This window comes from Streptomyces sp. NPDC026515 (assembly GCF_055567595.1).
This window is the reverse complement of the sequence record NZ_JBVHQD010000018.1, coordinates 179193-201682: the sequence shown is the minus strand read 5'-3', so window position 1 is coordinate 201682 and position 22490 is coordinate 179193. Positions and strand designations below refer to the sequence as shown.

General features: G+C 71.2%; 20 protein-coding genes. 9 read left to right on the top strand and 11 right to left on the bottom strand.

Features of this window, described 5'->3' with window-relative positions:
* The 4 genes from ACZ4O3_RS32800 to ACZ4O3_RS32785 are packed head-to-tail and all read right to left on the bottom strand — an operon-like array spanning position 1 to position 3411.
* Positions 1-969 carry a complex I subunit 1/NuoH family protein gene (locus ACZ4O3_RS32800; RefSeq protein WP_362716133.1) on the bottom strand — a complete coding sequence of 323 codons (969 nt, stop codon included), beginning with the start codon at positions 967-969 and terminating at the stop codon, positions 1-3.
* Positions 969-2402: an NADH-quinone oxidoreductase subunit C gene (locus tag ACZ4O3_RS32795; protein ID WP_467725680.1), complete on the bottom strand. Its 1434-nt coding sequence runs from the start codon at positions 2400-2402 to the stop codon at positions 969-971. Before ACZ4O3_RS32795 ends, ACZ4O3_RS32800 begins: the two co-directional genes overlap by 1 nt.
* Complete coding sequence (locus tag ACZ4O3_RS32790; RefSeq protein ID WP_362717472.1) at positions 2399-3010, bottom strand: NADH-quinone oxidoreductase subunit B; 612 nt, start codon at positions 3008-3010, stop codon at positions 2399-2401. The genes ACZ4O3_RS32795 and ACZ4O3_RS32790 overlap by 4 nt, the downstream gene beginning before the upstream one ends.
* Positions 3001-3411 (bottom strand): NADH-quinone oxidoreductase subunit A, encoded by a 411-nt coding sequence (locus ACZ4O3_RS32785; protein ID WP_362717475.1) that lies wholly within the window; start codon positions 3409-3411, stop codon positions 3001-3003. Before ACZ4O3_RS32785 ends, ACZ4O3_RS32790 begins: the two co-directional genes overlap by 10 nt.
* Positions 3412-3651: 240 nt before the next feature.
* Between ACZ4O3_RS32785 and ACZ4O3_RS32780 the strand changes: the two genes are divergently transcribed.
* The 5 genes from ACZ4O3_RS32780 to ACZ4O3_RS32760 all read left to right on the top strand — a co-directional run bounded on the left by ACZ4O3_RS32780 (position 3652) and on the right by ACZ4O3_RS32760 (position 10553).
* On the top strand, positions 3652-4845 hold the full coding sequence (locus ACZ4O3_RS32780) for a sensor histidine kinase (protein WP_467725677.1): 1194 nt from the start codon (positions 3652-3654) through the stop codon (positions 4843-4845).
* Between the two features lie 145 nt (positions 4846-4990).
* On the top strand, positions 4991-6358 hold the full coding sequence (locus tag ACZ4O3_RS32775; protein ID WP_362717480.1) for a sensor histidine kinase: 1368 nt from the start codon (positions 4991-4993) through the stop codon (positions 6356-6358).
* 304 nt (positions 6359-6662) lie between these two features.
* Positions 6663-7370: a response regulator transcription factor gene (locus ACZ4O3_RS32770; RefSeq protein ID WP_362717483.1), complete on the top strand. Its 708-nt coding sequence runs from the start codon at positions 6663-6665 to the stop codon at positions 7368-7370.
* Positions 7371-7570: 200 nt separating this feature from the next.
* Positions 7571-9499 carry a 2-oxoacid:acceptor oxidoreductase subunit alpha gene (locus ACZ4O3_RS32765; RefSeq protein ID WP_362717486.1) on the top strand — a complete coding sequence of 643 codons (1929 nt, stop codon included), beginning with the start codon at positions 7571-7573 and terminating at the stop codon, positions 9497-9499.
* Complete coding sequence (locus tag ACZ4O3_RS32760) at positions 9492-10553, top strand: 2-oxoacid:ferredoxin oxidoreductase subunit beta (protein ID WP_362717489.1); 1062 nt, start codon at positions 9492-9494, stop codon at positions 10551-10553. The genes ACZ4O3_RS32765 and ACZ4O3_RS32760 overlap by 8 nt, the downstream gene beginning before the upstream one ends.
* 124 nt (positions 10554-10677) lie before the next feature.
* Here ACZ4O3_RS32760 and ACZ4O3_RS32755 read toward each other — a convergent pair whose 3' ends face one another.
* Entirely contained in the window at positions 10678-11016 is a 339-nt protein-coding gene (locus ACZ4O3_RS32755) for a winged helix-turn-helix transcriptional regulator (RefSeq protein WP_362717501.1), read from the bottom strand.
* A 170-nt stretch (positions 11017-11186) separates the two neighbouring features.
* Here ACZ4O3_RS32755 and ACZ4O3_RS32750 point away from each other — a divergent pair, with 170 nt between their 5' ends.
* The 3 genes from ACZ4O3_RS32750 (at position 11187) to ACZ4O3_RS32740 (ending at position 13669) form a co-directional block, all read left to right on the top strand.
* Positions 11187-12038: an SDR family oxidoreductase gene (locus ACZ4O3_RS32750; RefSeq protein ID WP_467725674.1), complete on the top strand. Its 852-nt coding sequence runs from the start codon at positions 11187-11189 to the stop codon at positions 12036-12038.
* 169 nt (positions 12039-12207) lie between these two features.
* Positions 12208-13173, top strand: coding sequence for an EamA family transporter RarD (gene rarD, locus ACZ4O3_RS32745; protein WP_467725672.1), 966 nt, complete (start codon positions 12208-12210; stop codon positions 13171-13173).
* Positions 13174-13204: 31 nt separating this feature from the next.
* Positions 13205-13669, top strand: coding sequence for a VOC family protein (locus ACZ4O3_RS32740; RefSeq protein WP_362717498.1), 465 nt, complete (start codon positions 13205-13207; stop codon positions 13667-13669).
* Between the two features lie 11 nt (positions 13670-13680).
* Here the strand turns inward: ACZ4O3_RS32740 and ACZ4O3_RS32735 are convergent, their stop codons facing one another.
* On the bottom strand, positions 13681-15018 hold the full coding sequence (locus ACZ4O3_RS32735) for a tetratricopeptide repeat protein (RefSeq protein ID WP_467725670.1): 1338 nt from the start codon (positions 15016-15018) through the stop codon (positions 13681-13683).
* Positions 15019-15259: 241 nt separating this feature from the next.
* On the opposite strand from ACZ4O3_RS32735, the gene ACZ4O3_RS32730 reads away from it, so the two are divergent.
* Complete coding sequence (locus tag ACZ4O3_RS32730; RefSeq protein WP_384990574.1) at positions 15260-15865, top strand: flavodoxin family protein; 606 nt, start codon at positions 15260-15262, stop codon at positions 15863-15865.
* On the opposite strand, the gene ACZ4O3_RS32725 is transcribed toward ACZ4O3_RS32730, so the two are convergent.
* The 5 genes from ACZ4O3_RS32725 to ACZ4O3_RS32705 all read right to left on the bottom strand — a co-directional run bounded on the left by ACZ4O3_RS32725 (position 15855) and on the right by ACZ4O3_RS32705 (position 21408).
* Positions 15855-16748 carry an ABC transporter permease gene (locus ACZ4O3_RS32725; RefSeq protein ID WP_467725668.1) on the bottom strand — a complete coding sequence of 298 codons (894 nt, stop codon included), beginning with the start codon at positions 16746-16748 and terminating at the stop codon, positions 15855-15857. The two genes, ACZ4O3_RS32730 and ACZ4O3_RS32725, sit on opposite strands and share 11 nt — an antisense overlap.
* Complete coding sequence (locus ACZ4O3_RS32720; protein WP_362719884.1) at positions 16735-17742, bottom strand: ABC transporter ATP-binding protein; 1008 nt, start codon at positions 17740-17742, stop codon at positions 16735-16737. The genes ACZ4O3_RS32725 and ACZ4O3_RS32720 overlap by 14 nt, the downstream gene beginning before the upstream one ends.
* A 73-nt stretch (positions 17743-17815) precedes the next feature.
* Positions 17816-19030 (bottom strand): LolA family protein, encoded by a 1215-nt coding sequence (locus ACZ4O3_RS32715; protein WP_362719881.1) that lies wholly within the window; start codon positions 19028-19030, stop codon positions 17816-17818.
* Positions 19031-19289: 259 nt separating this feature from the next.
* Positions 19290-20228, bottom strand: coding sequence for a CHRD domain-containing protein (locus ACZ4O3_RS32710; RefSeq protein WP_467725665.1), 939 nt, complete (start codon positions 20226-20228; stop codon positions 19290-19292).
* A 121-nt stretch (positions 20229-20349) separates the two neighbouring features.
* The gene (locus ACZ4O3_RS32705) at positions 20350-21408 is read right to left on the bottom strand and encodes a polyprenyl synthetase family protein (RefSeq protein WP_467725703.1); all 1059 of its coding nucleotides are present in this window, start codon (positions 21406-21408) and stop codon (positions 20350-20352) included.
* Positions 21409-22490 lie beyond the last annotated feature (1082 nt).

Here is a 22490-nt window from a genome sequence, read left to right as displayed (position 1 = left end):
TTAGGAGATCACCACCTTGACGATGCCGGTGAGGGCGATCTGGGCGAGGGAGAGGGGGACGAGAAGGGTCCAGGAGAACTTCTGCAGCTGGTCCTCGCGCAGCCGGGGGTAGGTCACGCGGAGCCAGATCACTACGAAGGCGAGGAGCGCCGTCTTCAGGAGGGTCCACAGCCAGCCGAGGCCGTCGGCTCCCCACGGGCCGTGCCAGCCGCCGAGGAAGAGGACGGTGGTCAGACCGCAGAGGACGACGATCCCGGCGTACTCGGCGAGCAGGAACAGGGCGAAACGCAGGCCGGTGTACTCGGTGTACGCACCGAAGATGATCTCCGTGTCGGCGACGGGCATGTCGAAGGGGGGCCGCTGGAGTTCCGCGAGGCCGGCGATGAAGAAGACCAGGCCTCCGGTGATCTGCCAGGGCAGCCACCACCAGTGGAAGGCACCGACGATGCCCGGCAGGGAGACGGTACCGGCCGCCATCGCCACGGAGGCGGCGGCGAGCAGCATGGGGAGTTCGTAGGCGAGGAGCTGGGCGGCGGTGCGCAGACCGCCGAGGAGGGAGAACTTGTTGGCGCTGGCCCAGCCGGCCATGAGCGAGCCGAGGACACCGATGCCCATCACGGCCAGCACGAAGAACACGCCCGCGTCCAGCACCTGGCCGACGGCACCCTCGCCTGGGCCGATCGGGATGGCGAGCAGCACGAGCAGATACGGGAGGAGAGCCACCGCGGGTGCCAGCTGGAAGATGCGGCGGTCCGCACCCGCGGGGACCACGTCCTCCTTCTGCACGAACTTCACGCCGTCGGCGATCAGCTGGGCCCAGCCGTGGAAGCCACCGGCGTACATCGGGCCGAGGCGGCCCTGCATATGGGCCATCACCTTGTGCTCGGTCTGACCGACGATCAGGGGGAAGGTGAGGAAGACGACGAACACGACGAGGAGTCGCAGCACGACGTCCAGGGCGTCGTTCACTACGGGCCTCCTGGGCGGTCTTCGTGGGGAGCGGGTCGTTGTTCGGTGGTGGCGCTGTCCGGGTCCGGGTTCGAGTCCGGGTCCGGAGCCAGGTCCTGGGCTTCGGGGCTGGGAGGAGCGTCGGGGCCTGAGGCGACGGCGGAATCGGGGGGTGCGGTCTCGGACTCGGCGTCGTCTGAATCCTCGGGAGCCTGCCCGTCCTCGGGTGCCTCGGCCGGCGAGACCGGCTCGGTGGACTCGGTGGACTCGGTCGAGTCGGTCGACTCAGGGGATGCGTCCCGCCGCTCTCCGCCTCCGCCTCCAGCTTCGGCTTCGTCGAAGGCCGGGCGGGCGTGGTGCCACGGGGCGTCCGGGCTGCGCGGGCCAGAGGGGCGGGCCGGGGCGGCCGGTTCTGCCGCCGGTGCCGTGTGCTGCGTGCGCTGCGACGCGGAGCCACCCGAGGCGGTACGGGCCCGGCGCGGCCCCCGGGGAGCGGAGCCCGTCGGCTCCTCCGCAGGAGCGGTCCCGGCCGCTGCGGATGCCGCCCGCTGTGAGGCGGAACCCTCGCTCACGCTCCGCCCCCGCCGCGGAGTCACCGGCGTCTGCTCACCGGACACGTCCCGCTGAGAAGCAGACCCCTCGGTCGCGCCGCGTCCCCGGCGCGGTGTGGCTGGCGGCGGTGTCTGCGTGGAAGCCGCTTCCGTCGCGGGCGCAGACGCCGGCGCCGGCGCGGACACGTCCGTCGCGTCGGTCGTCTGGCCGGCCGAGCCCTCCGCCGTCGTACGGGAGCGGCGCGCCGGACGCTCGCCGGCTGCGCGTACCGGGCGTTCGCCGGTGGCGCGGGGCGCGCCGGCCCGGGCCGGACGTGCGGGGACAGGGGGGAGCTGGCCCTTCAGGGGGCCCCATTCGTTGGGGTCGGGAACGCCCGGGGGGAGGATCTGGCGGCGCCTGGGGCCGCCGTGGTCGGACTCGCCGGGTTCCTTGGCGCCGGGCCAGGCCTTGGCGACACGGGCCGCCAGGACGAAGTCCTTGCGCAGGGGGTGGCCCTCGAAGGTCTCCGGGAGGAGGAGGTGGTCCAGGCCGGGATGGCCGGAGAAGCGGACGCCGAACATCTCGTGGGTCTCGCGTTCGTGCCAGCGAGCGCCCGCGTAGACGCCGACGGCGGAAGGGAGTTCGGCGGCGGAGTGCGGCACGGTGGTCCGCAGGAGCAGGCGGCGGACCGGGGCGAGGGCGACCACGTGGGCGGAGACGCGGAAGCCGGTGCCCGGTTCGTCGACCGCGCTCATCCAGTCGAAGAAGGTGCAGCGCAGGGTCGTACGGGCCGTCTCCAGGGCGGCGAGCCAGGAGGAGGGAGGGACGTCGACCGTGAGGACCTCGTAGGACTCCTCGGCCGTGGCGTCCGGGCCGAAGAGCTCGTCCACGGGTGCGGGGAGCCAGCCGGTGGGGGCCGTCATCGCGGGTCCCCTTCGGCGCCGGGGGCCGGTGGCCGCACCAGGTCGCTCTGGAGGGCGGCGGCGGACGGGCGGGGGGTGGCGTACCGCTCGCCCAGGGACTCCGCCGCGATCTTCTCCTGGAGTTTGAGGATGCCCTGGAGGAGGGCCTCGGGGCGCGGCGGGCAGCCCGGGACGTACACGTCGACGGGGATGATCTGGTCGACGCCCTTGGTGACGGAGTAGGAGTCCCAGTAGGGGCCGCCGCAGTTGCTGCACGCGCCGAAGGAGATGACGTACTTGGGCTCGGGCATCTGCTCGTACAGGCGCTTGACGGCCGGGGCCATCTTGTCGGTGACCGTGCCCGAGACCACCATCAGGTCGGCCTGGCGGGGGCCCGGGGCGAAGGGGATCACTCCGAGGCGGATGAAGTCGTGGCGGGCCATCGACGCGGCGATGAACTCGATCGCACAGCAGGCGAGTCCGAAGTTGAAGACCCAGAGCGAGTACCGGCGGCCCCAGTTGAGGACGACCTTCATCGGCTCGGGGGCGAGGCGGGCGAGCGCGCCCAGCCGTTTGGGTTCCGGGAGCAGCACGGGCTCCGGCGGCGTCACGTCCGGCGTCACGTCCATGTCAGGACGCCCTTCTTGTAGGCGTACAGCAGGCCGACGGCCAGGAAGCCGAGGAAGATGAACATCTCCACGAGCGTGGTGGCGCCGTAGCCGGGGGCGGCGAAGACCGTCGCCCAGGGGAACAGGAAGATCGAGTCGACGGCGAAGACGACGTAGAGGAAGGCGTAGACGTAGTAGCGGACCTGGGTGTGCGCCCAGCCCTCGCCGACGGGGTCGACACCGCACTCGTAGGTCAGGAGTTTCTCCGGCGTGGGAACGACGGGGCGCAGCAGTCGGCCGGCGCCGAAGGCGACGGCGACGAAGAGCACGCCGAGCAGGGTCAGCAGTCCCACGACCGAGTAGGACGCGAAGTAGTCCGCGGCGACGACCACGGTCGGCTCCCCGTTCACCGTCTCCCACATCGTCGGTCCCCTCGCTCCCTCGACAGACCACGGGCCGATCCCGGCCCCGCGTCGTGACCTAAGTCAACTCTTGATTCGACGATCTGTACGCACGGGAGTCTAGGCCCTGATAAAGACACGGTAAGCAGCCCGTCACGCGGTGAGAGGTGTCACCGGGAGCGACGGGTGGGGTTTTCCCCAGGGTGGCCCGGGCGGCGAACTCCATGGCATTGCGTCCCGGCACACGGCACGCTGGCGCATATGACCGCACCTGTTACCCGTTCCCGCGGCAGCCTGGCCGACAGCGGCGAAGACCGCGACCAGCTGCCGCCCGTCCGCTTCGCCTACGACGGTCACACCTGGAAGGAGATCGCGCACCTCCTGCTGAACCTGCCGGTGTCGGTGTTCGGCTTCGTCTACGTGTTCGCGACGGTGTGGGTGAGCGGCGTACTGACGATCACGGTGGTCGGCATCCCGATGCTCGCCGCCACGCTGCTGGGCGCCCGGCAGCTGGGGAAACTGGAGCGGGCACGCGCGCGTGCGCTGCTCGGGGTGCGGGTGGAGGAGCCGACTCCGCTGCCGTGGGCCAAGCGGGGCGGCGGCACTCAGCGGCTGTGGATGGCGCTGAAGGATCCGGTGGGCTGGCGGACCCTGCTGTACGACTTCATCCGGCTGCCCTGGGGCATCCTCACCTTCTGCACGGTGCTGACGTCGTTGTTCGTGCTGTGGCCGGTGCTGCCGTTCATCGCGCGGGGGCTGGCGAACGCGGACCGGGCGATGGTGCGCGGTCTGCTGTCGCCGTCCGACGAGCTGGAGCGCCGGATCGCCGAACTGGAGTCGGACCGGGGGGTCGTGGTGGACACGGCCGCCGCCGACCTGCGGCGCATCGAGCGGGACCTGCACGACGGCGCCCAGGCCCGCCTCGTCAACCTCGCCATGGGGCTCGGGCTGGCCAAGGAGAAGCTCCTGGAGGATCCCGACGGGGCTGCGGCGATGGTCGAGGAGGCGCACGGCGAGGTGAAACTGGCCCTGCAGGAGCTCAGGGACCTCGCCCGGGGCATCCACCCGGCGGTGCTGACCGACCGGGGGCTGGACGCGGCGCTCTCCTCGGTCGCCTCGCGCTGCACGGTTCCGGTGCAGGTGACCGCCGATCTGCCGTCCAGACCGGCGCCCGCGATCGAGGGCATCGCCTATTTCACCGTCTCCGAGCTGCTGCAGAACGTCAGCAAGCACAGTCGGGCACGCGCTGCCTCGGTCGACGTGTGGCGCAGCGACGACCGGCTGCTGATCCAGGTGAGGGACGACGGCCAGGGCGGCGCGAGCCTGGACGGCGGCACCGGGATGCGCGGGCTCGCGGACCGGCTGGGGGCGGTGGACGGCCTGTTCGTCGTCGACTCGCCGGCCGGTGGTCCCACGACGGTCACCGCGGAGCTGCCCTGGCGCGACCGGGGGTAGGGAAAACCCCCCGTCCAAGACGGAGACGGTCTCCATGGTGCGGGGACCCGCGGTCGCAGCAGGGTGGAGGTACGGCAGGGACAGGCCTGACGGGACGAGCTGGAACAGCTGGAACAGACAGCACAGGACGGACGGGACGGCACCGATGGCCACGGAGTACCGGCACGGGCAGGGATACGGGTACGGGTACGGGCAGGACCACGAGTCCGGCTACGACCCCTACGGCGAGCGCCGGCATCGGATGCCGGCGGTGCTGCGGGCGCCGTTCGAGGCACGCAGCTGGCGTGAGTTCGCCTATGTGCTGCTGGGCCTGCCGATCGGCGTCGTGCTGTTCGTGTGGACCGTGACGATGCTGTCCCTCGGTGTCGGTCTGCTGGTGACCTTCATCGGGATCCCCTTGCTGGCCGCGGCCCTGGCCGGCTGCCGGGGCTTCGGGGCGCTGGAACGGGCGCGGGCGCGCGGGCTGCTGCGGCTGGAGGTGGCCGACCCGGAACCGTTGCGGATGCGCAAGCCCGGGGTGATGGCGTGGATCGGCGCGGTACTGAAGAGCGGCACGTCCTGGCGTCATCTGCTGTACGCGGTCCTGCAGTTCCCCTGGTCGGTGTTCTCCTTCGTCGTCGCGCTCAACTTCTGGGCGTACGGCTGGGCTCTGCTGACGTACCCGCTGTGGTTCTGGGTCTTCCCGGTGTACGCCGGTCAGGGCGGTCTTCAGCTGTACGGCGACGCCCATCACAGCGTCTACCTCGACAACCCGTTCGAGATCACCGTGACCGCGCTGGTGGGGCTGCTCTTCACGCTGGCCACGCCGTGGATCGTACGGGCGCTGACCCTGGTGGACCGGCTGATGGTGCACGGGCTGCTCGGACCCTCGAAGCTGGCGTCGCGGGTGGTGGAGCTGGAGTCCGACCGGGGGGTGGTCGTCGACACGGCCGCGGCCGACCTGCGGCGCATCGAGCGGGATCTGCACGACGGGGCGCAGGCCCGGCTGGTGGCGCTGGCCATGGATCTGGGGCTGGCGAAGGAGAAGCTGCAGGAGGACCCGCAGGTCGCCGCGCGGATGGTGGACGAGGCGCACGGCGAGGTGAAGACCGCGCTGCAGGAGCTGCGGGACCTGGCCCGGGGGATCCATCCCGCGGTGCTCACCGACCGGGGGCTGGACGCGGCGCTGTCGGCGGTTGCCTCACGGTGCACGGTGCCGGTGCGGGTGGAGGTCGACCTGGCGGAGCGGCCGGCGGCGGCGATCGAGGGGATCGCGTACTTCACCGTGTCCGAGCTGCTGCAGAACATCAGCAAGCACGCGCGGGCCGCCACCGCGGCGGTGGATGTGTGGCGGAGTGAGGACCGGTTGATGTTGCAGGTCGTGGACGACGGGGTGGGCGGCGCGGACACGGCGAAGGGGTCGGGGCTGGCGGGCCTGGCCGAGCGGCTGGACGCGGTCGACGGGATCCTGGTCGTGGATTCGCCCGTGGGCGGGCCGACGCGGGTGACGGCGGAGCTGCCCTGGCGAGGCTGAGGTCACCGTTTCCGCCCCCGCCACCCTCGCTCGTCCCTTCACCGGGGAGCACCAGGGAGCCGCCAGAGACCCCCGGGGACATCGGCGGGGGCGGGGACCCGTTCGGCCCATGTCCGTGAGGCCACGCTCCCGGGACCTCACCCGGCGCCCCCGCTCCGGCCCGGCCGGTCTCCGGCCGGACCCCGGAAGGGCTGGACAGGGGGTGTCCCCCGTGCGCCGGGCCGCCGAATTGGCTCGTCTCCTGCCATGACCGCACCGCACCGCGCCCCGAATGCTGGAATGCTGGTCTTTCGGACAGGGCAGCATGTACGCCGGACGGGGTGTGGGGGGCCGGAAGATCGTGGAGGACAGGGTGCGGGTGGTCATCGCCGAGGATTCCGTGCTGCTCAGAGAGGGGCTGACCCGGCTGTTGACCGACCGCGGGCACGATGTCGTCGCGGGCGTCGGCGACGCGGACGCGCTGGTGAAGACCATCGCCGATCTCCACGCGCAGGGCGCGATGCCGGACGTGGTGGTGGCGGACGTACGGATGCCGCCGACGCACACCGACGAGGGTGTGCGCGCCGCCGTACGGCTACGGAAGGCGCACCCGGAGCTCGGGGTGCTGGTGCTGTCGCAGTACGTGGAGGAGCGCTACGCCACCGAACTGCTGGCCGGTTCCAGCCGGGGCGTGGGCTACCTGCTGAAGGACCGGGTGGCCGAGGTCAGGGAGTTCGTGGACGCGGTCGTGCGGGTCGCCGGGGGCGGTACGGCGCTCGACCCCGAGGTGGTCGCGCAGCTGCTCGGGCGCAGCCGCAAGCAGGACGTGCTGGCCGGCCTGACCCCGCGCGAGCGGGAGGTGCTGGGCCTGATGGCCGAGGGCCGGACGAACTCGGCGATCGCCCGGCAGCTGGTCGTGAGCGACGGAGCCGTCGAGAAGCACGTCAGCAACATCTTCCTCAAACTGGGGCTCTCCCAGAGCGACGGGGACCACCGGCGCGTTCTGGCCGTCCTGACCTATCTGAACTCCTGACGGGACCGGCATCGTGTCGGAGCCGGAAGGCGGCCGGGGGGAGAGAAAATCATGACAAGTCAGGGCGACAGGTCGTCTCATGAAGCCGTCCATCATGTGAGCCGGGACGGGAAGGCGACCCTAACCGACGTAGGGTTGATTTCGGGATGGTCAGTGGGACGGCCGCCCCCGGACAGCCGCCTCGAAGGAGGTCCAGTTCAGTGACCAGCCAGGTCAGCAGGACAACGGAACAGGCCGACGGAACCGTCGTGGGAGAACAGCGCAGGCCGGGCGGCGTGAAGGCCGTCCGGCGCCTCGACCGGGTGATCATCCGGTTCGCGGGGGACTCGGGTGACGGTATGCAGCTCACCGGTGACCGGTTCACATCGGAAACCGCGTCCTTCGGCAACGATCTCTCGACCCTCCCGAACTTCCCCGCCGAGATCCGTGCCCCGGCAGGCACCCTGCCCGGGGTCTCCTCATTCCAGTTGCACTTCGCCGACCACGACATCCTCACCCCCGGGGACGCGCCGAACGTGCTGGTCGCGATGAACCCGGCCGCCCTGAAGGCCAACATCGGGGACCTGCCGCGCGGCGCGGAGATCATCGTCAACACGGACGAGTTCACCAAACGGGCGATGCAGAAGATCGGATACGCCGACTCCCCGCTGGAGGACGGCTCACTGGACGGCTACAGCCTCCATCCGGTGCCGCTGACCACCCTGACGGTGGAAGCACTCAAAGAATTCGACCTCACCCGCAAAGAGGCCGAGCGCAGCAAGAACATGTTCGCGCTCGGCCTCTTGTCATGGATGTACCACCGGCCCACCGAGGGCACGGAGCGGTTCCTCAAGCAGAAGTTCGCGCGCAAACCCGAGGTCATGAACGCCAACCTGGCGGCCTTCCGGGCAGGCTGGAACTTCGGCGAGACGACCGAGGACTTCGCGGTCTCCTACGAGATCGCCCCGGCGACCACCGCGTTCCCGGTGGGCACCTACCGCAACATCTCCGGGAACCTGGCCCTGGCCTACGGCCTGGTGACCGCCTCCCGCCAGGCCGACCTGCCGCTCTTCCTCGGCTCGTATCCGATCACCCCGGCCTCCGACATCCTGCACGAGCTGTCGAAGCACAAGAACTTCGGTGTGCGGACCTTCCAGGCCGAGGACGAGATCGCCGGGATCGGCGCGGCACTCGGCGCGGCCTTCGGTGGCTCGCTCGCCGTGACGACCACCTCGGGCCCGGGCGTCGCGCTGAAGGCGGAGACGGTCGGACTCGCGGTGTCGCTGGAGCTGCCGCTGCTGGTGGTGGACATCCAGCGCGGTGGGCCGTCCACCGGCCTGCCGACCAAGACCGAGCAGGCGGACCTGCTCCAGGCGATGTACGGCCGCAACGGCGAGGCGCCGGTCCCGGTGATCGCCCCCCGCACCCCCGCCGACTGCTTCGACGCCGCGCTGGAAGCGGCCAGGATCGCGCTGACGTACAGAACCCCGGTCATGCTGCTGTCCGACGGCTACCTGGCCAACGGCAGCGAGCCCTGGCGCATCCCGGAGCTGACGGAACTCCCCGACCTGCGTGTCCAGTTCGCCCAGGGCCCCAACCACACCCTCGACGACGGCACCGAGGTCTTCTGGCCGTACAAACGCGACCCGAAGACCCTCGCCCGCCCGTGGGCTATCCCGGGCACACCCGGTCTCGAACACCGTATCGGCGGGATCGAGAAGCAGGACGGCACGGGCAACATCTCCTACGACCCCGCCAACCACGACTTCATGGTCCGCACCCGGCAGGCCAAGATCGACGGCATCGACGTCCCGGACCTCGAGGTCGACGACCCGGACGGCGCGGGCACCCTGGTGCTGGGCTGGGGCTCGACCTACGGGCCGATCACGGCCGCGGTCCGGCGGCTGCGCCGGGCCGGCGAGGCGATCGCCCAGGCGCACCTGCGCCACCTCAACCCCTTCCCGCGCAACCTGGGCGCGGTCCTGGGGCGGTACGACAAGGTGGTGATCCCCGAGATGAACCTCGGGCAGCTCGCCACCCTCATCCGGGCGAAGTACCTGGTGGACGCGCATTCGTACAACCAGGTCAACGGCATGCCGTTCAAGGCCGAGCAGCTCGCCGAGGCGCTCAAGGAGGCCATCCATGACTGACACCGCCGACGGACTGCTCCAGCTCGTCCCCAAGGCCGAGGCCAAACAGTCCATGAAGGACTTCAAGTCCGACCAGGAGGTGCGCTGGTGCCCGGGCTGCGGTGACTACGCGATCCTGGCGGCCGTGCAGGGCTTCATGCCGGAACTCGGGCTGGCGAAGGAGAACATCGTCTTCGTCTCCGGCATCGGCTGCTCCTCCCGCTTCCCGTACTACATGAACACCTACGGGATGCACTCCATCCACGGCCGGGCCCCCGCGATCGCCACCGGACTCGCCGCCTCCCGCCGTGACCTGAGCGTCTGGGTCGTCACCGGCGACGGCGACGCGCTCTCCATCGGCGGCAACCACCTCATCCACGCCCTGCGCCGCAACGTCAACCTGAAGATCCTCCTCTTCAACAACCGCATCTACGGGTTGACGAAGGGCCAGTACTCACCGACCTCCGAGGTCGGGAAAATCACGAAGTCGACACCGATGGGGTCCCTGGACGCCCCGTTCAACCCGGTGTCCCTCGCGATCGGCGCCGAGGCCTCCTTCGTGGCCCGCACCATCGACTCCGACCGCAAGCACCTCACCGACGTGCTGCGCCAGGCCGCCGCCCACCCCGGCACGGCCCTGATCGAGATCTACCAGAACTGCAACATCTTCAACGACGGCGCCTTCGACACCCTCAAGGACAAGCAGTCCGCGGAGGAGGCGGTGATCCGCCTGGAGCAGGGACAGCCCATCCGGTTCGGCACGGACCTCGCTCGCGGAGTCGTCCGCGACCGGCTGACCGGCGACCTGACGGTGGTCGACGTGACCCCGGACAACGAGTCCGAGATCCTCGTCCACGACGCCCGCTCCCCCTCCCCCACCACGGCCTTCGCCCTCTCCCGGCTGGCCGACCCGGACACCCTGGACCACACGCCCATCGGCGTGTTCCGTTCGGTGGAACGACCGGTCTACGACGTCCAGATGTCCGAGCAGCTGGACACGGCGGTGGAGCAGCACGGCAAGGGCGACCTCGCGGCGCTGCTGGCCGGCGGCGACACCTGGACGGTGGTGGGCTGACGCCCGGTCGGCACGAACGGTGCGGACGGCGCGACCGCAGGACGGCAGGTGCGAGTGGGGCCGGACACCATGTCCGGCCCCGCGGCGCGTTCAGGCACGCGTCACGTTCAGGGGCACGTGGCCTTCACGCGCGTTTCGCCTCGTCGTACGCCGCCCGGGCGCGGGTCACGTCCGCCATCCGGCGCTCGGTCCACAGCGCCAGGTCGCGTACCTGCAGGGCGGCCTCGCGGCCCAGGCCGGTGAGGGAGTAGTCGACCCGGGGCGGGATGACGGGCTTGGCGTCCCGGTGGACGAGGCCGTCCCGTTCCAGGGTCTGGAGGGTCTGGGTGAGCATCTTCTCGCTGACCCGGCCGATGGCTCGGCGCAGTTCGCTGAAGCGGTGGGGGCGGTCGAGGAGCTCGATCAGGACCAGGACCCCCCAGCGGCTGGTGACGTGCTCCAGCACCAGACGGTGGGGGCACATCTCCTCACCGACGTACTTGCCGGCCCCCGTCGCGGGGGCGTCCCTGCGGTGCTCGGCCTCCGAGGTACTTACGGTCATGCCCGTACCTTACTTCAAAGTGGGTACTTTCCAGCGGTTAGCGCACCTCCTAGGGTTAGTGACATCGGAACCCCACAAGGAGATCGCAGACCATGAGCATCGTTGTCACCGGAGCCACCGGACACCTCGGCCGTCACGTCGTGACCCAGCTGCTGGAGAAGGTGCCGGCCGAGCAGATCACCGCCGTCGTGCGCGACGAGGCCAAGGCCGCCGACCTCGCCGCCCGGGGCGTCACCCTCGCCGTCGCCGACTACAACTCCCCCGAGACGTTCGACGTCCTCTTCGCCGCCGGCGACAAGGTGCTGCTGATCTCGGGCAACGAGTTCGACAAGGGCCGCCCGCAGCAGCACAAGGTCGTCATCGACGCCGCCAGGGCGGCCGGCGTGGCACTCCTCGCGTACACCAGCGCCCCGGGCAGCCTGACGGCCTCACTGGTGGACGACCACCGCGCCACCGAGGAGCTGCTGTTCGCCTCCGGCCTGCCCTACACCCTGCTGCGCAACGGCTGGTACCACGAGAACTACACCGAGAACCTCGGGCCGGTGCTGGAGCACAACGCCGTCGTCGCGGCCGCCGGCGACGGCCGGGTCTCCTCGGCCTCCCGCGCGGACTACGCGGCCGCGGCCGTCGCCGTGCTGACCGGTGAGGGCCACGAGAACCAGACGTACGAGCTGGGCGGCGACGTCGCCTGGAGCTTCGCGGAGTACGCGGCGGAGATCGCACGGCAGTCCGGCAGGGAGATCGCCTACAACCCCGTGCCCGGCGAGACGCTCCAGTCCATCCTGACGGGCGCGGGGGTGCCGGAGATGTTCGCCGCCGTCCTGGCCGACGTCGACGCGTCGATCGCCAAGGGTGAACTGGTCGTCGACTCCGGCGACCTCTCCCGCCTGGCCGGCCGCCCCACCACCCCGATCTCCGAGGCCGTCGCGGACGCGCTGAAGTAGGCCCCGGTCCCGGCAGGCCCCGGAAGACCTGCGGGGCCCGTGGTCCCCATGACGCCCGCACCCCCGTCTGTCATGACCGTATGCCGATACGGCCATGACAGACGGGGGTGCTCGGCGCTACCTTCGTCCCGGTGTGCTGGAGCGGGGCGTGAGGGCGTAAGGAGGGCCGGTGGCCGAGATATCGAGGGGTGAGCGGCGTGCAGGGCTGGTGAACGGCTTCGCCGCCTACGGGATGTGGGGCCTGGTCCCGCTCTTCTGGCCGCTGCTCAAGCCCGCCGGATCCCTGGAGATCCTGGCTCACCGGATGGCGTGGTCCCTGGTCTTCGTCGCCGTCTCGCTGGCCTTGGTACGGCGTTGGGCATGGGCCGGCGAACTGCTGCGGCAGCCGCGCCGGCTGGCGCTGGTGACGGTCGCCGCCGCCGTGATCACCGTCAACTGGGGCGTCTACATCTGGGCCGTGAACGCCGGGCACGTCGTCGAGGCCTCGCTCGGGTACTTCATCAACCCGCTGGTGACCATCGCGATGGGCGTGCTGCTGCTGAAGGAGCGGCTGCGGCCCGCGCAGTGGACGGCGGTCGGTGTCGGTCTCGCCGCCGTGGTCGTCCTGACCGTGGGCTACGGGCAGCCGCCGTGGATCTCGCTCGTCCTGGCCTTCTCCTTCGCGACCTACGGACTCGTCAAGAAGAAGGTCGACCTCGGCGGCGTCGAGTCACTCGCGGCCGAGACGGCGATCCAGTTCCTGCCCGCGCTCGGCTATCTGCTGTGGCTGGCCGCGCACGGCGAGTCCAGCTTCGTCAACGACGGTCCCGGACACGCCGCCCTGCTGGCCTCCACCGGCATCGTCACCGCGCTCCCGCTGGTCTGCTTCGGCGCCGCCGCGATCCGCGTCCCGCTCTCCACGCTCGGTCTGCTGCAGTACCTGGCGCCGGTCTTCCAGTTCCTGCTCGGCATCCTCTACTTCCACGAGGCGATGCCCGCCGAACGCTGGGCCGGTTTCGCCCTGGTGTGGGTCGCGCTCGCCCTGCTCACCTGGGACGCGCTGCGCACCGCCCACCGGTCCGCGCGTGCGCTCGCGGCGGCGTCCGTACCACGGCCGGTGCCGGCGGTCGCGGAGACTCCGACAAGTCAGGTGTGAGGCGCAGGGCCGTCGGCTATAAGTGGGCGCCATGACGCAGACGCCCGCACCCCTGCACTGGAAGCTCGTCGTCGACGCCCGCGACCCGCACGCACAGGCCGACTTCTGGGCCGCCGCGCTGCACTATCTGGCCGAGGACAACAGCGCGCTCGTCGAACGCCTGCTGGAACAGGGCGCGTTGCCCGGCGCGGCGACCGTGGAGTACCACGGCCGTGCCGCCTTCCGCGACCTGGTGGGCGTACGGCATCCGGACGATCCGTTCGACCAGGAGCGCGGGACGGGGCTGGGACGGCGGCTGCTGTTCCAGCGGGTGCCGGAAGGGAAGTCCGGCAAGAACCGGCTCCACATCGACCTGCACGGCGAGGCGGGCGAGCGGGCGCAGGAAGTGGCGCGGCTCGAGGCACTGGGCGCGACGGTGCTGCGCCATGTGTCCGAGCCGGCCGGGGAGTGGACGGTGATGGCCGACCCGGAGGGCAACGAGTTCTGCGTGCAGTGACCGGCCGGCGCTCAGGCGTTCCCGGCCGCGCGGCGGGCTCGTTCGGTGAGGCGGGCCATCCGGGCGCGGGCGGACTCCAGTTCCTCCGGGTCGTCGGCGGCCGGGCCGTCCTCGGTGGTGAGCTGCGCCCACAGGTCGATCAGGTCGCGGCCGAGGCGCAGCCCGTGCTCCGGGTCCCGTACCGCGCGCCAGGCGGTGGCCGCGCTGCGCACGTTCCCGTACGCCCCCTCGCCGTCCCGGGCCTGCCGGTGCTGCCGTGCGAGGTCGAGGGAGAGGTGGAAGGCGCGCAGCGGGTCGCCCGCCAGGTAGGCGATGTAGGCGGTCAGCTCGCGCAGGTGCAGGACCTCGCTGTGAGCGTCGCCGAGGGTCGCGGAGGCCTCGGCGACGGTGCGCTCCGCGAGTTCGGCCGCCGCTTCGATACGGCCCGCGCGGACGGCCTCGTTGATCCGCGACACCGGCTCGGTGAGCAGCGCGGCTCCCTCCGCGGTCACGGTCACCGGCTCGTCCCCGAGCACCTCCTCGGCGACGGCGTCGAAGCCGCGGGCGGGGGTGTGCCTGGGATCGGGGTCGAAGACGCGGGCGGCCGCCGGTTCGACGAGCGGTTCGGGGCGGGCTTCGGCAAGGCGCTCCGGGAGGGGCTCGTCGCGAGGGGTGGCCGGGGACGCCCACCGAGGCCCGGTGACGGCCGGAGCGGATACGAGGGCGGGTGCGGGAGCGGTCACGGCGGCAGGGGCCGGCCCTGCGTCCATGACGGGCGGCGGCCCGAACACTCCGGTCGGCGGCTGGACCGTGCCCGGCGCGGGCGGCGCTGCCACCGGCGGAGCCGGGACCGACCGCAGCTGTCGGGCGGGGCCCACGTCCGTGGCAGCCGCACGCCCGGACGGCATCTGCGCGACCTGCGCCTCCGTGGCCCGCGCCCGCGCGACCTGCGCCCGGGTGACCTGCGCCTCCGCAGTCCGCGGTGCGTCGACGGCGTGCAGGGGATGCGCCGGCCCGTCCCGGCGGGGCTGCTGCGCGGGCTGTGCGGGGACGGGCGCGTTCGGCGTACCGGGCACGGCCATGCGCACCGGATCGCCGGTGAAGCTGCTGGAGCCGTCCAGGTTCACCTGGAGGCGAACGACGTAGCCTATGCGGCTGTCGTGGACGGTGGCCAGGGCAGGACGGCCGGTGGCGTGGGCGAGGCGCTGGAGGTGGTTGAGGACCGCCTGCTGGGGCTCTTCGCCGGGCGCCGGGAACAGCGGTACGCCGTCCACGGTCGCGGCGCCGCCCGTCACGCGGACCTCGACCGGTTCCGCCGACCGGTCGGTCTGCTGAGCTTCCCGCTTCGACTCGCGGCTGAGTCCGGACATCGGCCCTCATTCCCCCGGCGTCACCGTCCGGTCGTACCCGTGCGTACGGTCAAGTCTGGCCGGTCCCCTCGGCCCACGCGTCACCGCGACGTCACAGCCTCGCATCAGGAAGGGGTCCACCGGTGTCCCGGCGCCGCGGCGCCCCGGTGCCCGGTGCAGCAGGCCCCCTGGTGAATTTACATGCACGCGCATAAGATGCAGACACCTTCATTCCTCGTACGCCGCTCACCTGGGGGATCTCGTGACTCGCCGCTTCCTGTTCGTGCTGGGCAGCTCCCGTCCCGACGGCAACACCGAACTCCTGGCCCGCCGGGCCGCCGAACAGCTGCCCGAGGACGTCGAGCAGCAGTGGATCAGCCTGGCCGACCATCCGCTGCCGGACTTCGTGGATCTGCGACGCGACGCCGACCACGTACGGGCGCCCGCCGACACCACCACCGGTCTGCTGCTCGACGCCACGCTGGCCGCGACCGACATCGTGATCGCCTCGCCGGTGTACTGGTACTCGGTGTCCGGCCTCACCAAGCGCTACCTGGACTACTGGTCGGGCTGGCTGCGCACCCCAGGCCTCGACTTCAAGGCGACCCTGGCGGGCCGCACCCTGTGGGGGGTGGCGGCGCTGGCGGACGACGAACCCTCCGTCGCGGACCCGTACGCCGGGATGCTCGGCAATTCGGCCGCCTACCTGGGCATGCGTTTCGGCGGGGTGCTGCTCGGCAACGGCAGCGCGCGAGGCGATGTCCTCAAGGACACCGAGGCGCTGGCGCGGGCCGAGGAGTTCTTCGCCGGGGAGGCGCCCCTGGCCCGCTTCGCGGTGGCCGAGGCCTCCGCCGCCGTTACGCCGTGATGTCCTTCGTGGTGAACCGTGCCCAGGCCGCCGACCCGAACACGGCCACGTACAGGGCCTGCAGCTCCAGGTTCCTGATCAGGTCGTCCCAGTAGACGGGGTCGCGCACCAGGTCGGCGAAGGACAGCCAGTAGTGCGAGAAGAAGTACGGCTGGAGCGCGTGCAGCTGGGGGATCTGGTCGAGGATCTGAACGGTGATCAGCAGGCCGACGGTGGTCGCCATCGCCGCGATGCCGCTGCTGGTCAGCGTGGAGACGAACAGGCCCAGCGCCGCTATGCCGGTCAGGGACGCGGCCACCACCAGGGCGATCAGCAGGGCCCGGCCGAGCCCTTCGGCGAACGAGATCTGGGTGCCGGAGATGGTGGTCAGAGCGCCGAGCGGAAAGAGGAGCGCGCCGACGGCGAGGGCGGAGGCGGCCACCACCAGGGTCGCCAGCAGGCAGAAGGCCATCGTCGTCGCGTACTTGGTGAGCAGCAGACGGGTGCGGCCGGCCGGCGCGACCAGCAGATAGCGCAGGGTGCCCGCGTTGGCCTCGCCGGCGACCGCGTCCCCGGCCACCACCCCGACGGCCATCGGCAGGAAGAACGGGAGGGTCGCGGCCAGTGCCGTGAACACCAGGAACAGTCCGTTGTTGGTGATCTGCGCGATGAAGGCCGGGCCGCCGCCCCCGCCCCCGCCGCCACTCGTCCGGCCGTCGCCCTGCGTCTCGATCTTGACGGCGATCCCGATCAGGACCGGTACGGCCGCCAGTACGCCGAGCAGTGCGAGGGTGCGCCAGCGTCGCAGGGTCACGGCCAGCTCGCTGCGGAGCAGACCGAGGGTCCACAGCGGATTCGGCCGTGCGGCCGGTCCGTCCACGACCGCCCCGTCAGCCCGCGACATCGAAGCCCTCCCCGGTCAGCGCCACGAACGCGTCCTCCAGTGAGGCCCGTTCGAGTGTGAAACCGCGTACGCGCACGTCCGCCGCGACGAGCGCGGCGTTGATCTCGGCAAGGTCCCGCTCGGGCGGCTCGCCGGTGACCCGGTCCTCGGTGGTGACGACGTCCACGACGCCCTGTTCCTTCAGCACCCGGGCCGCCTCGCCGGCGTCCGGGGTGGTCACCACGAGCCGGCCGCGCGCCCCGGCCGCCAGATCGGCCACCGCGCCCTGGGTGATCAGCCTGCCCTGCGCCATCACGGCCGCGTGCGTGCAGACCTGCTCGATCTCGTCGAGGAGGTGGGAGGAGAGGAAGACGGTCGTGCCGTCCCCGGCGAGCTCCCGCACCAGGGAACGGATCTCCCGCATGCCCTGCGGGTCGAGGCCGTTGGTCGGCTCGTCCAGGACCAGCAGCTTACGGGGCTGGAGGAGCGCGGCGGCCAGTCCCAGCCGCTGCTTCATGCCCAGGGAGTAGGCCTTCGCCTTCTTCGCGGCCGCCGCCGTCAGGCCCACCCGGTCCAGCGCGGTCTGGACGCGGGTACGCCGGGTGCGCGGGTCGGCGGTCGGGTCGGCGGCGTCGTACCGCAGCAGGTTGTCGCGGCCGGAGAGGAAGCCGTACAGCGCCGGACCCTCGATGAGGGCCCCGACCTGCGGCAGTACGACGCGGGAGGCGCGCGGCATCGGGCGGCCCAGGACCCGGGCCGTGCCCGAGGTGGGTGTGATCAGGCCCATCAGCATGCGGATGGTGGTGGTCTTGCCGGAGCCGTTCGGACCGAGGAAGCCGAAGACACTGCCCGCCGGGACGGTCAGGTCGAGACCGTCCACGGCGAGCTGTCCGCCGCGGTAGCGCTTGGTGAGGCCGCGGGTGTCGATGACGCCCGCGGGAGCAGGGTCGCCTCGCCCCGGGCCGTCCTGCCCCTGGTCCTCCGGCTCCCGCTCGGTGGCGGACGGTCGGTCCATCGGCTCCCTCGATTCGTCGTGCGGCACAGGCAGGGGGGCAGTGGGCGCGGTGGGGGGACCCGTCCCGTCCCTGTTACCCCGCGTTCGCCGCCTTCACCAGGGCCGCCTTGTCCACCGCGCCGACGTACACCTTGCCGTCGTCCGTGATCAGGGCGTTGATCAGCCGGGTGGAGAAGACCGTGCCCTTGCCGAACTTGCCGGAGACCGGGTCGCCGAGCGAGCCGAGGAAGCCGCCCAGGTCACCGCCGCCGGAAGCGGAGCCGCTGGGCAGTCCGCCCTTGTCGCCGGAGTCGATGACGGCTATGGCGTTCCAGCCCTCGCCGAGGACGTCGAAGCCGTTCTTGCCGAGCTCCTGCGGAGCGCTCCGGCCGGGCGCCCTGGTGATCCCGCCGCCCTTGTCGCCCTTCTCGGCCTCGGTCACCTTGGCGCCCTTGGGCGGGGTGAAATCGAAGGTCGAGGCGGCCGGTTCGGAGAAGCTGACCTGGGTGTAGCCGGCGTCGACCACGGCCGCCCCGCCGCTCGACGGCGTGAGGGTGAACTTCAGCGGGGTACCGGTCCTGGCGTCCACCGCGATGCTGATCGCGCCGACCGTCGTACCGGACTGCTTCGGCTTGATGACCAGCCGGTAGGCGTCACGACCGGCGACCTGGGCGGTACCGTCGACCTTCACCGAGGTGGTGTCGTCGACCGACTTGAGGACCTCGTCGGCGAAGTCCTTGGGCGTGGCCGGGGTTTCGTGCCGGTCGGCCTTGCCGGAGTCGGCGGCGGTGGAGTGGTAGACCTCGTTGGACTTGCTGTCGTAGCCCCACACGTCCGTGCCGTTGTGGATGAGGCTGTACTCGGCGCCGCTCTCCAGCAGCGACACCTTCTGCTTCTCGGGGCCGTCGGCGGCCACGCGCAGCGTGTGCGTGCCGGACGCCAGCTCGGTGAGCTTGGCCGACGGGTCGGCGGACGAACCGTCGCCGCCGCCCTGGGCCGCGCCGGACAGCAGGCCGCTCTCCAGACCGCCGAGGTCGGGCAGGCCGAGGTCGGTGCTGATCTTCACGGTGCCGGACAACTGCTGCACGTCCGACTTGGCGATCTTGTTGATGAGTTCCTGCGCGGTGATCTTCGGCAGGTCGGGGTCGCCGGAGTCGGCGAGCGCCGGGACCAGACCGATCGTGGCAGCGGCCACTCCCACGACCGCGACCGGGACGATGTATCGCGCGGCCTTGCGCCGTCGCTCGGCGCGCAGCTCGTCGTCGGCCTGCGCGGCCCCCGTGCTGTCCTCGGTTTCGTTCGGTGCCATGTGTGCCTTACCTCCGTCGTCGGCGGCGGCTGTGCTCGCACGTGTCCCACCCTGAGCCGCCATTCTCACCCGAAACGGTGAGTGGTGGTGATTTCCGTGGTTTCCATCTCACCAAATCCGGGCCTCTCAAGCGTCAGACCCGGGAGCCAACTCCGCGTACGACTGCGGTATGACACAAGGGCGCAGGCGCCTGCCCCGACCCGTAGGGGTCGCACGGCGGAGGCGCCTGCGGTCGCTTTCTGTCACGCGTTGCGTTCGGTCAGTGCTGTCGCACGAACACGTAGTCGGCCCGGTAGGGGACCCCCACGACGGCACCCGGAGTGCAGGAGCCGGCCGGAGCGACGCCGCCGACGGTGTTCAGGCGCAGGACCTCGCCGGTGCGGGCGAGCAGCCCGTGCTTCTTGCCCGACTGCGCGGCCTTGAGGTCCAGCTCGGGCACGTTGCCGTCGCCGTTCGGCGTCCTGGTCAGGACCGTCCCGGTGACCGCGCTGCCGTCGGGCGCGACCCACTGCGGGGTGCCGGAGCCGGGGGCGACGAAGGAGTGCCGGATTCCGCCGCCGAGCCTGGCACTGACGTCCCGCTGGGCGAAGGCGTGGCCGCCGCCCTCGGCCGCCTTGCACTCGTAGATCTGCTTGCCGGTGACGACGGAGGCCTGCAGGCCGCCGCCCTTGAGGTCGGTGACGGTGGTGACCGCGTGCAGTTGGCCGCGGACCGCCCCGCCAGGGAAGTCGGCGGTGTGCAGGTTGGCGTAGAAGCCCCCGGGATCGGTGGTGAGCCGCTTCAGCAGGGCCTTGTCGGCGACCTTGACGCTGCCGGTGACGGTGTGACCCTTGGCCTTCTTCAGCAACCTCCCGAAGCCGATCCTCACACCGCCGTTGGTGCCCCTGGCGCCCTGGTGGATGTGCAGGTCGGTCGGCCTGCCGGTACCGCGCCAGGTCACGGCGACGGTCACCTTGTCCCCCTTGACCTGGATGAACTCCAGCGCGACGCCGTCCTTGTCCCCGACGGCGGCCCCACCGGCGACGGGCACCTCGTTGCCACCGCGCAGGCTGGCGACGAGGACGACGGAGCCGGTGGAGCTGTGACGGGCGGAACTGTGGCTGGTGGCGGCGTACGCCGGGACGGCGGCACCGCCGAGTGCGGACACCGCGACGGCGGCGGCGACGAGCGTCCTGCGACGCGTTGCGTTGATGACCATGATTCCGTTTCCTCCCCCTATGTCAGCCGACGCCCCCTGCGTCGGCTTCTGGGGAGAGGTACGGAACGGATCTCAGACCGGGCTCAGTCCAGCAATGTGACCTGCGCCACAGAACCGGGGATCACCCCGCCCGGTGCACCACCGCGTCACACAGCTCCAGCAGCGCCACCTTCGCGTCGCACTCCACCAGCGGCGCCAGGGCGGCCCTGGCCTCCTCCGCGTACCGGACGGTGTCCCGGCGCGCCTGCTCCAGCGCCGGGTGCGCCCGCAGGGCCGCCAGGGCCTCCGCGTGCCGCGCGTCGTCCGTGAGGTCGGAGTCCAGCAGCTCGCACAGCGCGACGTCGTCGGGCAGCCCGAGCCGCGCCGCCCGCTCCCGCAGCCGCAGCACCGGAAGCGTGGGGACACCCTCGCGGAGGTCGGTCCCCGGGGTCTTGCCGGACTCGTGGGAGTCGGAGGCGATGTCCAGGACGTCGTCGGCGAGCTGGAAGGCGACACCGAGGCGTTCGCCGTACTGGGTGAGGACGTCCACGACCGTCTCGTCGGCACCGGACATCATCGCGCCGAAACGACAGGAGACCGCCACCAGCGAGCCGGTCTTGCCGCCGAGCACGTCGAGGTAGTGGTCGACGGGGTCACGCCCGTCCGAAGGACCCGCCGTCTCCAGGATCTGACCCGTCACCAACCGCTCGAACGCGAGGGCCTGGACCCGCACCGCCTCGGGTCCGAGGTCGGCGAGGATCTGCGAGGCGCGCGCGAAGAGGAAGTCACCGGTGAGGACGGCGACCGAGTTGCCCCAGCGGGTGTTGGCACTGTCGACACCACGCCGCACGGCCGCCTCGTCCATGACGTCGTCGTGGTAGAGCGTGGCGAGATGGGTCAGCTCGACGACCACCGCCGACGGCACGACGCCCGGCGCGTACGGGTCACCGAACTGCGCGGCCAGCATCACCAGCAGGGGCCGGAACCGCTTCCCGCCGGCCCGCACGAGGTGCTGCGCGGCTTCCGTGATGAACGGGACCTCACTTTTGGTGGCTTCTAGCAAGCCCTCCTCGACAGCCGTCAATCCGGCCTGGACATCGGCTTCCAGAGCCTGGTCCCGCACGCTCAGCCCGAACGGCCCGACGGTCACGAGGGGTCTCCTGTCTGCTGGTGTCCACTGGCGGTTACATGGTTTGTCGATAGGTCGCTGCCATCACTCAAGTCAGCGTATCCGGTCAGGTTTCGATCACCGAGGGCGCCCACCGTTACACCCCGGGCACTATCGGATCACGACCGGTATGTTCTTGATCAGCTGATACGACCTGACATGCAATGACTTAACAGGATGTGCTGGTGCTTGTCCCGAACCAGGGGGCGAGCCGTGTCCCGGGACCGGGTCCTGAACCCGGTCCCGGACCAGCACCGACACCGGGTCCGGCCGCGGATCGTCCCGCAGACCTCCGCCCGTGGGCGGTCACGCCACCTCCTGCCGACGTCACCTGCCCGGAGGCACCCCTTCCGCGGTCCACCGCGTTCCGATCCACCCCCGTATGCCCCCTCCTCCACGAGATCAGACATGCGCGCGGGCGCGCGTGAGGCCCGGTCCCTGCCGACGCGGTGCGGGCGGACTCACGACCCGCGAGCAGCCGACGGCGCGGCCTCGGCACGGACGAGGCGTGAACACGGTCGGGGGCTCCCGCGGTCGGCACTCCTCGGGACGCGTCCCCCTCGGGACGAGGACCCGCGCGCCCGGGCCGCTCATGGCGCTCGCCGTGACCCCCACTCCCCGGACGGCCGCCAGGACAACGACGCGCGAGGGGGCGGAGGTTCCGCTCCCACGGAGGACACCCGCGCATGGACGATCGCTCTGCCGCCGCCGAGTCGTGACGCCTGCGCCCCGCCCTCGGCGTGACCGGAATCACGTACCGCCACACGGGAACTCCCGGCACCTCGGCATCCACCCGCCCAGGTCCGTCGGTCCGCTCACCTCGAAGCGAAATTCCGCTTAACAAGGCAATTCGGACAATCCATGAAATTGCTTGTGATGTGCACCACTCCATTCGCCCCAATCGAGGCAATCCATACAAATGGCGGAGCGGGGCTATTCCCTCGATACCCGGAAAGGCGGATTCAATCAATCCCCATTTGTTCGATTCGCCGTAATTGCCACTTCGTGAAGTGGGTCACGTGGCCCTGAGTGCCACCGAGGCGGTAAGGCGACCCTCTCTCTCCTTTCCTTGTCGGCGAGTTGAGGCTTGGCAACCGCAAAGGATCAAGTACCCC